Origin of the sequence: Segeticoccus rhizosphaerae (assembly GCF_009192725.1) — a bacterium.
GTDB lineage: Bacteria > Actinomycetota > Actinomycetes > Actinomycetales > Dermatophilaceae > Segeticoccus > Segeticoccus rhizosphaerae.
The window spans coordinates 1-8,352 of the sequence record NZ_VOHR01000171.1 but is presented as its reverse complement, the minus strand read 5'-3'; the positions used below and the strand labels follow the sequence as shown (position 1 = coordinate 8,352).

The following is an 8,352-nucleotide window of genomic DNA, read 5'->3' as shown; positions in this document are numbered from 1 at the left end:
GGTCGGCGCGGCGGGCACCGGCAAGTCCACCACGATGGCCGGGCTGCGGCGGGTCTGGGAAGCCCACCACGGGCCCGGGTCGGTCGTCGGCCTGGCCCCGTCCGCGGCCGCGGCCGAGGTGTTGTCCGAGGCGGTCGGGCTCCCGACCGAGAACACGGTCAAGTGGCTGACCGAGCACGCCCGCAACCCCGAGCGATGCGAGCAGATCCGGGCGCTGCAGGCCAAGTTGTGGCGGGCCAGCCCGTCGTTGGCCACCAGGATGCGGCGGGATCGGCTGGCGGCCCTGATCGGCGAGTACCGGGCGTGGTCCCTGGCGCCGGGGCAGCTGCTCATCGTGGACGAAGCCTCGATGGCCGGCACCGCCGAGCTGGACGCCCTCACCGCGCACGCCCGAGAGGCGGGCGCGAAGGTGCTGCTGGTCGGCGACCCCGCCCAGCTCTCACCCGTGAGCGCCGGGGGAGCGTTCGCCCTGCTGGTCCACGACCGCGGCCGCGAGGCTCCACGCCTGACCCAGGTGCACCGGTTCACCCGGGACTGGGAACCGCGCCGCGTCCCTGCGACTGCGAGACGGGGACATCGACGCCGTGGACGCCTACACCGCCGCCGGCCGGGTCACCGGCGGCGAGCGGGAGGCCATGCTCGACACCCTGTTCGCCGGGTGGCGCGCCGACGTCGCCGCCGGCCGGCGGTCGCTGATGATCGCCGACGACAACACCACCGTTGCCGACCTGAACACCCGCGCCCAAACCGAACGCCGCACCGCCACCAGCCACGAGGGGTCGCGCCGGGCGGGGCTGGCGGACGGCTCCACCGCCACCGTCGGGGACCTGGTGGTCACCCGCCGCAACGACCGGACCCTGGCCACCGGGCAGGGGTGGGTCAAGAACGGCGACACCTGGACCGTCACCGCCATCGACACCTCCGGCGCCGTCACCGTCCAGCGCGCCGGCCGTGGCGGGGCCACCACCCTGCCCGTGCACTACGTGCGTGAGCACCTCGAGCTCGGCTACGCCACCACCGCCCACCGCGCCCAAGGCCGCACCGTCGACACCGCCCACGCCTACATCACCGCCGACACCCGGCGAGAACCGTTGTACGTCATGGCCACCCGCGGCCGCGACGCCAACCGCCTCTACGTCGAGACCACCCGGGACACCGACCCCGACACCGCGCACCTGGCCACGCGCAGCTTCGGGGAGGCGGCCGACGTGCTGCGCCACGTCGTGGCCACCACCGGCGTCGACCAGTCCGCCACGGCGACCATCGCCGAACAATGGGCCGAGGCCCATTCCGTGACCCGGCAGTCGGCCGAATACGTCACCATCGCCCGCGCCGCCGAACACCACGACAACATCGCTGATCCTGATGTGGAGCGCGCGCTGGCCGACCGCGCCGAGCTCATCCGACAAGCCGCTGGTGCTCGACGCCGTAGCCACGACGTTGCCGAACGCCGCACGCCCACCCACGAGCCGCCCTCCCGCCACCCCACCGGACCCGAGCTCTGAGCGATGCCGGCTGGGTCAGGCACCGGCGCCGGTTGACTATTCAGAACCTGTTCTGAATACTGGTGAGCATGAGCGCGCCAGTAGTCTCCCGTACGGTCCAGTCCTCCGAGCTGTCCCGCAACTCAGCTTCGGTGTTCAAGGCGGTCGAGGAAGGTCCGGTCACCATCACTCGGCGCGACGGTGAGGCCCTCGTGCTGGCCAAGGCGAGCGACGTGGCCCGGCAGCGCGCCGGGCTCGAGCTTGCCGCCCAGCTCGTTGCGGCGTCACTGGCGCCTACCGACGTTCCCTTCGTGGATCGGCTCCGAGGCCCGTTCCCCTGGCTGGAGTTCCTCCGCTCCTCGGACCGGGACGCCTTCGCCCAGGAGGTTGTCGACGTTGCCCGGGCCTGTGCTGCGGTGTCCCAGTTCGATCGGCTGCTGATCACCCTCAGGAGGTGGCAGTCGACCGCCGAGGCGATCGCCGCCGGCTATACGGCCGACGACGACCTCGACTGGCTTGAGGACCCCACGCCGATCGCCGACCCGCGCACTGCGTGAGCAAGGCGCAGTCGGTTCCTCGACCGCGCAAGAAGGCCGAGTACCAGATCGCGTTCGCGACGCGGCAGGCCGAGAAGGGCTGGCGCGACCTGCTCGGCACCACTCGAAATGCCGTGGTCGATGCGTGGGACTCCCTGACCAGGACCCCTCGTGAGGAGTCCGAGCGCAACCACCGGTTGAAGGGCGAGCTCGCGACCGTCACTCACAGCGGCAAGACGTATGAGCGATGGCAGTACGAGTTGCCAGGCGGCGCTCGCATCTGGTTCTACGTCTCCGGGCAGGTCGTCCACCTCATCGACGTGCACACCCACCACCCCAACGAGACGAAGTGAGATTCGGCCAAGGCGCCGGGCGTCGAGGGCTGCCGGTGTCCGGGAGCGCGGGCTATTCGCGGGCAAAGATGGCCATGCGCGACGTCCGGGCAGGTCAGAGGGCCGCATCCTGCGGAGGCTACTGCCGGTTCATGAGGTGAAGTGCCTCTCGGCACCAACCGACCAAGTAAGCGAAGGCCAGGCCACGCTGGTGGTAGAGGTGCTCGCTGTCGGCGACCTCGTGGTAGGCGGAGTGCTCGTCTCGGCCGGCCTGCGTCAGCGCCAACGGCAGCAGCCAGGTGTACTTCACACAGGAGGCGACCACGCCCAGGCGCACCTGGCGCTGGTCACCGCGCCAGCCGGCCTCGCGCAGGCCGCCCAGGTACGCCTCGAAGCATGCGGCCTCCAGGGTGGCCAGCTCCTGCGCCGGCCAGAACAAGTCGAACACGGCATCGGGGAGATGGTTGCCCAGGTCCTCACCGAGAGCGCCATCACCGACGAAGGCCCAGTCCAGCAGTACCACGTCGCCACCAGGACGGCGGATCTGGTTGCTGACCCAGACGTCGAGGTGGCTGCGGGTACGCGGCAGGTACTCCATCACCCGCAGCAACTGCTCGCGGTGAGCCATCAGCTGGGCCCATCCTTCGCGCAGACCGGCGGGCCAGGTGCGTCGGATCAACGGCTGGTCCCAGGCGGCGTCGTCGTGCAGCACCTGCCAAGGGACAGGCCTGCTGGCCGAGTAGGCACGGAGAAAGCCCTCGGAAGTCCAGGGCGTGAGGAGAGGGCCGGCGGCCTGCCAGCGGCCTAGTCCAGCAGCCACCGCCGTGTGGTCGGCCAGGCTGAACGCGGTGCCGGGCTTGCCAGTGACATCCTCAAGCCACAGGTCCGCCTCAGCGGCACGCTCCTCGACATCGGCAGCGGGTATGTCGAGCCCGGTTCCAGCCAGGCTGCTCCGGAGCACGGCGCCGCGGTAGGCGTCGACCTCCCGCCGCCAATAGTTCCAGTGCCGCGGATCCTGGGAAGCTGCCCAGGCGCCCCCGGAGTCGACCGAGGGTGCCCGCAGCCGCTTGTGGACCAGCGTGGAGCCGTCTGCCAGGGTGACCCGCTCCACCACGTCGGTGACAGCGTTCTGCGAGTTGTGCCGCAGCACCCTACGGCGGACGACACCACGAGGCACCCGGTCATCCTGCCACCCATGGGCCGCCTCCCGCAGTTCGCCACCGAGCTCATGCGCCGGTCCTCCCGTCGACCCCCTCACGAAGCAAGTCGAGGTGTCCGCAATGCCGGGCATACTCGGTGGTCATCCGGAGCACCAGCCAGCGCAGGTCCACGTCTTCGTGCCAGTCAAGCGGTCGCGCAAGGTCGTCGAGAGCATGAGCCGCGACGATTTCGCGGGAGACCGCACATTCGGTACGCCAGGCCTCCAGGTCGGCGGCGAAGTCGGCGTCCGCGGGCAGGTCGAAGTCGAGGTCGGGGTTGTCTGCGGCGAAGAAGCGGAACGGCACGTTGCGGCGCTCGAAGTTCTGCTGGAACCACCAGCGCTCTACGCCGGCCAGGTGTCGGACCAGTCCGTGAAGCGACATGGTGGACGGCGGCATCGACCGAGCTCGGGCCTGCTGAGGGGCCAGGCCGCGGCACTTCATCTCCACCGTCGCCCGGTAGTACTCCAGGTATGCCGCCAGCGCCTCGCGCTCGCCGGCCACGCGCGGGATGCGCGGGCGGTCGTCGTCGGCCCAGACGGGCGAGAAGGCCTCATCAGTCAGGTTGGACTCCGGGCCGGCATCACCCTCTGCGGGGTGTTCGCTCATACGCAGCACTCTGCCATCCGCGCCGGATGCGGACCGCCGCCTGAACGTGGTCGCTCGAGGTGTCGCAGACTGATCGGCATGAACGACTGGTACTGCAACCCCGCGGCGCGCGGTTGGTCGTCGAAACAGGCGGCACCGGCGGCGCGATCCTTCCATGTCTCGCTGCCGGGGTATGCGCCCACACCGCTGGTCGAGCTCCCGACCGTGGCGACGGAGCTCGGCGTGGGGCGACTTCTGGTCAAGGACGAGTCGGCACGGCTGGGTCTGCCGGCGTTCAAGGTGCTCGGCGCCTCGTGGGCCTGCAAGCAGGTTCTGGACCGCAAGCCCGGGGCGGTCCTGGTGACGGCCACCGACGGCAACCACGGCCGGGCGGTGGCCCGCATGGCCACGCACTTCGGGACCACCGCGACGGTATTCGTTCCACACGTCATGCAGGAGGAGGCCGCGGGCCGCATCGTCGCCGAAGGCGCACGGGTCGTCCGGGTCGACGGGGACTACGACCAGACCGTGCGTGCCGCCGCCGAGCATGCGACTGCGGACGAGCACCGGGCGTTGGTGCAGGACACCGCGTGGCCCGGCTACGAGGACGTGCCGGCGTGGATCGTGGAGGGCTACGAGACCTTGGTGGCCGAGGTGGATGAGGCGCTCGGGTGCGCGCCGGACCTGGTCGTGGTGCCGGTGGGTGTCGGCTCGCTGGCACAGGCGGTGGTCGCCCACTACCGCCGGCCAGGAGTCGCTCATCCGTCGGTCCTCTCGGTGGAACCGGACACCGCTGCGTGCCTCCTGACCAGCCTCGCGCACGGTGCGCCCACCAGCGTCGCAACGGGCGCCACCGTCATGGCCGGCCTGAACTGCGGCACCGTCTCGAGCAGCGCCTGGCCGGTGCTGCAGCGCGGGTGCGATGCCGCCGTGGCCGTCACCGACGACGATGCGTTGCAGGCCTCCTCGGACCTGAAGTCGCTCGACGTGTCCTCCGGAGCCTGCGGCGCCGCCACCCTCGCCGGCGCCCGCGCCGTCCTCCTCGACTCGCGGCGCCGTGCCGACCTCGACGTGCCCGACGACGCCGTCGTCGTGCTCCTCAGCACGGAGGGACTGCAGTCCACCAACGCCGCCCCCGCGCGCACCTCGGACCCGGACTGTTGGACCGAGGCAGGGACCAAGGACCCTCGACAGGACCGCGCGGCCCCGGCACAGTGACCGCCATGGGCCCTGAGACCAACACCGTCCCCGGGGAAGACCTCGAGTCTGCGACCGCCGCGTGAGGCGGGCCGATCTCGATCAGCTCCAACGGCTGTTCGCCGGCCTCCCGGGCGTGCCACGTGTGGTGGTCAGTGGGAACGCCGCCACACCGTGGGAGGCGGTCGCCGCGCTGGACCGCTCCCTCCCGGCATACCGCTTGTGGATGCTCAATGCCGCGAGCGGTGTACCCGACCGACCAGGGGTGATCGCTGAGACCCCCTTCGTGGGCGTGGGGATGCGCCGGCACAGCGCGCTCGACTACCTCCCCAGCCGCTTGTCGATGGTCCCGCTGCTCTTTTCGACCGTGCGACCCCCGGATGTCGTCGTCGTGCACTGTGCTCCGGCGCGGGGTGGGTTGCTGAGCCTGGGGACGGAGGTCAACGTGCTGCCGGCCGCCATCGAGGCGTGCCGTGCCCGCGCCGGTCTGGTGGTAGCGGTCGTGAACCGCCAGATGCCCTACACCTTTGGCGATGCCCAGCTCGACGAGTCCCTCGTGGACGTGGTGGTGGAGGTCGACGTCCCACTGCCCACCCCTGCGGCGGCGCCTGTGCCCGATGACGCAAGCCAGGCGGTGGCCGAACACGTTGCCGGCCTGGTCCACGACGGAGCGACGCTGCAGATGGGCATCGGCGCCGTGCCCGATGCAGCCGTCGGCCAACTCGCGTCGCGCCATGGCCTGCGGATCTGGACGGAGATGTTCTCCGACGGGCTGCTCACGCTGGAGCGGTCCGGCTCGCTCGACGCCGACCATCCGGTCATCGCCTCGTTCTGCTTCGGTTCGGCTGAGTTGTACGACCATGTCAACCTCAACCCTGCGATCAGGATGTTGCGCACCGAGAAGACCAACAGCCCCTCCCTGATCGCTGCGAATCCCGCCATGACGAGCATCAACACCGCCCTCGAGGTGGATCTCTACGGCCAGGCCAACGCCTCCCGTGTGCGGGGCCGGATCCACTCCGGCTACGGCGGCCAGACCGACTTCATCGTCGGCGCGCTCCACTCGGGAGGCGGGCAGGCGCTGCTGGCGCTGCGTAGCTGGCACCCCAGAGCGGATGTCTCGACCATCGTGGCGTTCCTCGACGAGCCGGTCACCTCCTTCCAACCCAGCGCCGTCGTGACCGAGCACGGTGTGGCGCCGCTGTTCGGCAACGACCAGCTCGCCCAGGCGCGGAACCTGATCGAGCAGACGGCCCATCCCCGGGTGCGGGACGAGCTGTGGGAGGAGGCCCGCGTCCTGGGCCTCGGCGGTCAGTGACGAAGTGGGGCAAGGGACTTCTGGCCCTGTCCGAGCGGGCCGTTCCGGGCGAGGCTTGCCTCGGGCACAGCACAGACCCCGGAGGCAGCGCCATGACCACCATCGTTCGACATCCACAGGTGCGCCACGACCGGCGCCGGCCCGCGGGGCCGCCTGACGCACACTCGGGGCTGACGTGTGACGGTTCGCCGCTCCAGTTGCGACCGGCCCGGGCGGAGGACCGCCAGGCGATCGAGGCGCTGTTCGAGCGGATGTCGCCACGCTCGTTGCGCCAGCGGTTCCTCACCGCCTCCATGGTGTCCGCGAGGGAGTACGTCGCGGACCTCGATGACCCGGGTCGGACGCTGGACGCCGCGTTGGTCGTGTGGCGAGGCGAGGTCGTGGCGGTGGGCTCGACCCACCGGGTGTCCCAGACCGCTGCCGAGGTCGCGCTCGCGATCGACGACGCACACCAGCGCCACGGTCTCGGCACGCTGGTGCTGGGCGACCTGGTGGCCCGCGCACGGGCACGTGGACTGCTGGAGCTGGTCGCCCTGACGCTGGCGAGCAACGACCCGATGCTCCGGGTGTTCGACCACATGGGGCTCCCGATGCGGGTCGACTCCGCCGACGGGACCTGCGCGGTCACCCTCCAGCTCGACGAGCAGGCTGGACCGGCTCGGCCGGCCGCTGGCCGTGCGTCGCTGACCGACGGTCTTGCCTTGCAGCCGTTCCTGCGACCACGCTCGGTGGCCGTCGTCGGTGCCGGCGTGCAACGCGACGGAGTGGGCCGGCAGGTCGTGCAGCGTTTGCAGCACTCCGACTTCGCGGGCCGGGTCTACGTGGTCAACCCGTCCGGGGAGGTCGTCGGCCGCACGGCGAGCTTTCGCGCCGTCGCCGACCTGCCCGAGGCCGTCGACCTGGCCGTGATCGCGGTCCCGGGCGACGCGGTCACGACGGCCGTGCGAGAGGCCACCGCGGCGGGGTCCAGAGCGGTCGCCGTCCTGGGCGGCGGACCCTCCGCGGATCCGGACACGGTCCGGGGGGAGGACCTGCGGGCCAGCTGCCGCGCAGCGGGTGCGCGATTCCTCGGTCCCGACATCATCGGACTGGTCAACACCGACCCGCGGGTCCGGCTCGATGCAAGTTTCCTGCACCCATCGCCGGCCCCGGGTCCGGTCTGCGTGGTCGCTGACTCCTGGGCGCTCACCACGGCGATCGTCGCTCGGCTGGGCATGAGTGGGACCGGAGTCTCCACGGTGGTGAACCTCGGCGGCGCCCGAGGCGAGATCAGCGCCGTCGACGCGCTGTCCTTCGCGGCCGCTGACCCCCGCACGTCGCTCGCGGTGGTGTGTGTGGGGGACGAAGGCGAGCTGGCGGCATACCGGCCTCGTGAGCGACCAGGCAGTCGAGGCGTGTTGCCCGTGCTCCTGCTGACCACCACCGGGTCAGCGACAGATCCCTCGGACGAGGAGGATCCGGGCCTTGCCGCAGGAGTCGTCCGCGTCGGGTCGTTGACCGAGCTTGTCGACACTGCCGACCTGCTGGCCAAGGCGGGTCACCCCGCCGGTCGCCGAGTGGCAGTGCTGGGCAACGCCAGCGGCTCCGGCCGGTTGGCGCTGCAGGCCGTGACCCGGCACGGGCTCCTGCCGGCCGACCTGTCGCAGCACGCCGATCGGCGGCTGAGCACGGTCCTGCCCCCGGGCGCTTCGGTCGGCC

At 71.2% G+C, this 8,352-nt stretch carries 8 protein-coding genes and 1 pseudogene; 7 read left to right on the top strand and 2 right to left on the bottom strand.

The features are described 5' to 3' along the window. Window positions 1–34: 34 nt before the first annotated feature. The 4 genes and pseudogenes from FRW57_RS25095 to FRW57_RS13590 form a co-directional block, all read left to right on the top strand. A pseudogene (locus FRW57_RS25095) lies at window positions 35–523 on the top strand (AAA family ATPase); the annotation flags it as partial. Window positions 524–584: 61 nt separating this feature from the next. Next, window positions 585–1,505 (top strand): hypothetical protein, encoded by a 921-nt coding sequence (locus FRW57_RS25090; protein ID WP_420853251.1) that lies wholly within the window; start codon window positions 585–587, stop codon window positions 1,503–1,505. 68 nt (window positions 1,506–1,573) lie between these two features. Next, the gene (locus tag FRW57_RS13595) at window positions 1,574–2,041 is read left to right on the top strand and encodes a type II toxin-antitoxin system Phd/YefM family antitoxin (RefSeq protein WP_137120622.1); all 468 of its coding nucleotides are present in this window, start codon (window positions 1,574–1,576) and stop codon (window positions 2,039–2,041) included. Next, entirely contained in the window at window positions 2,038–2,373 is a 336-nt protein-coding gene (locus FRW57_RS13590; RefSeq protein ID WP_137120621.1) for a hypothetical protein, read from the top strand. The genes FRW57_RS13595 and FRW57_RS13590 overlap by 4 nt, the downstream gene beginning before the upstream one ends. A 118-nt stretch (window positions 2,374–2,491) precedes the next feature. Here FRW57_RS13590 and FRW57_RS13585 read toward each other — a convergent pair whose 3' ends face one another. After that, complete coding sequence (locus FRW57_RS13585) at window positions 2,492–3,529, bottom strand: aminoglycoside phosphotransferase family protein (RefSeq protein ID WP_152186227.1); 1,038 nt, start codon at window positions 3,527–3,529, stop codon at window positions 2,492–2,494. 49 nt (window positions 3,530–3,578) lie between these two features. Further along, window positions 3,579–4,160: a DinB family protein gene (locus FRW57_RS13580; RefSeq protein WP_137120619.1), complete on the bottom strand. Its 582-nt coding sequence runs from the start codon at window positions 4,158–4,160 to the stop codon at window positions 3,579–3,581. Window positions 4,161–4,238: 78 nt separating this feature from the next. Between FRW57_RS13580 and FRW57_RS13575 the strand changes: the two genes are divergently transcribed. From FRW57_RS13575 to FRW57_RS13565, 3 genes are all read left to right on the top strand, one after another. Continuing rightward, window positions 4,239–5,357 carry a pyridoxal-phosphate dependent enzyme gene (locus tag FRW57_RS13575; RefSeq protein WP_137120618.1) on the top strand — a complete coding sequence of 373 codons (1,119 nt, stop codon included), beginning with the start codon at window positions 4,239–4,241 and terminating at the stop codon, window positions 5,355–5,357. A gap of 115 nt (window positions 5,358–5,472) precedes the next feature. Then, the gene (locus tag FRW57_RS13570; protein ID WP_238999425.1) at window positions 5,473–6,654 is read left to right on the top strand and encodes an acetyl-CoA hydrolase/transferase family protein; all 1,182 of its coding nucleotides are present in this window, start codon (window positions 5,473–5,475) and stop codon (window positions 6,652–6,654) included. Between the two features lie 92 nt (window positions 6,655–6,746). Then, a partial coding sequence (locus FRW57_RS13565) for a GNAT family N-acetyltransferase (protein WP_152186226.1) occupies window positions 6,747–8,352 on the top strand: 1,606 nt, incomplete at its 3' end.

Coding starts and splice junctions, on each gene's coding strand:
- FRW57_RS13575 (WP_137120618.1), top strand. CDS start 4,239: ATGAACGACTGGTACTGCAACCCCGCGGCGCGCGGTTGGTCGTCGAAA.
- FRW57_RS13595 (WP_137120622.1), top strand. CDS start 1,574: ATGAGCGCGCCAGTAGTCTCCCGTACGGTCCAGTCCTCCGAGCTGTCC.
- FRW57_RS13580 (WP_137120619.1), bottom strand. CDS start 4,160: ATGAGCGAACACCCCGCAGAGGGTGATGCCGGCCCGGAGTCCAACCTG.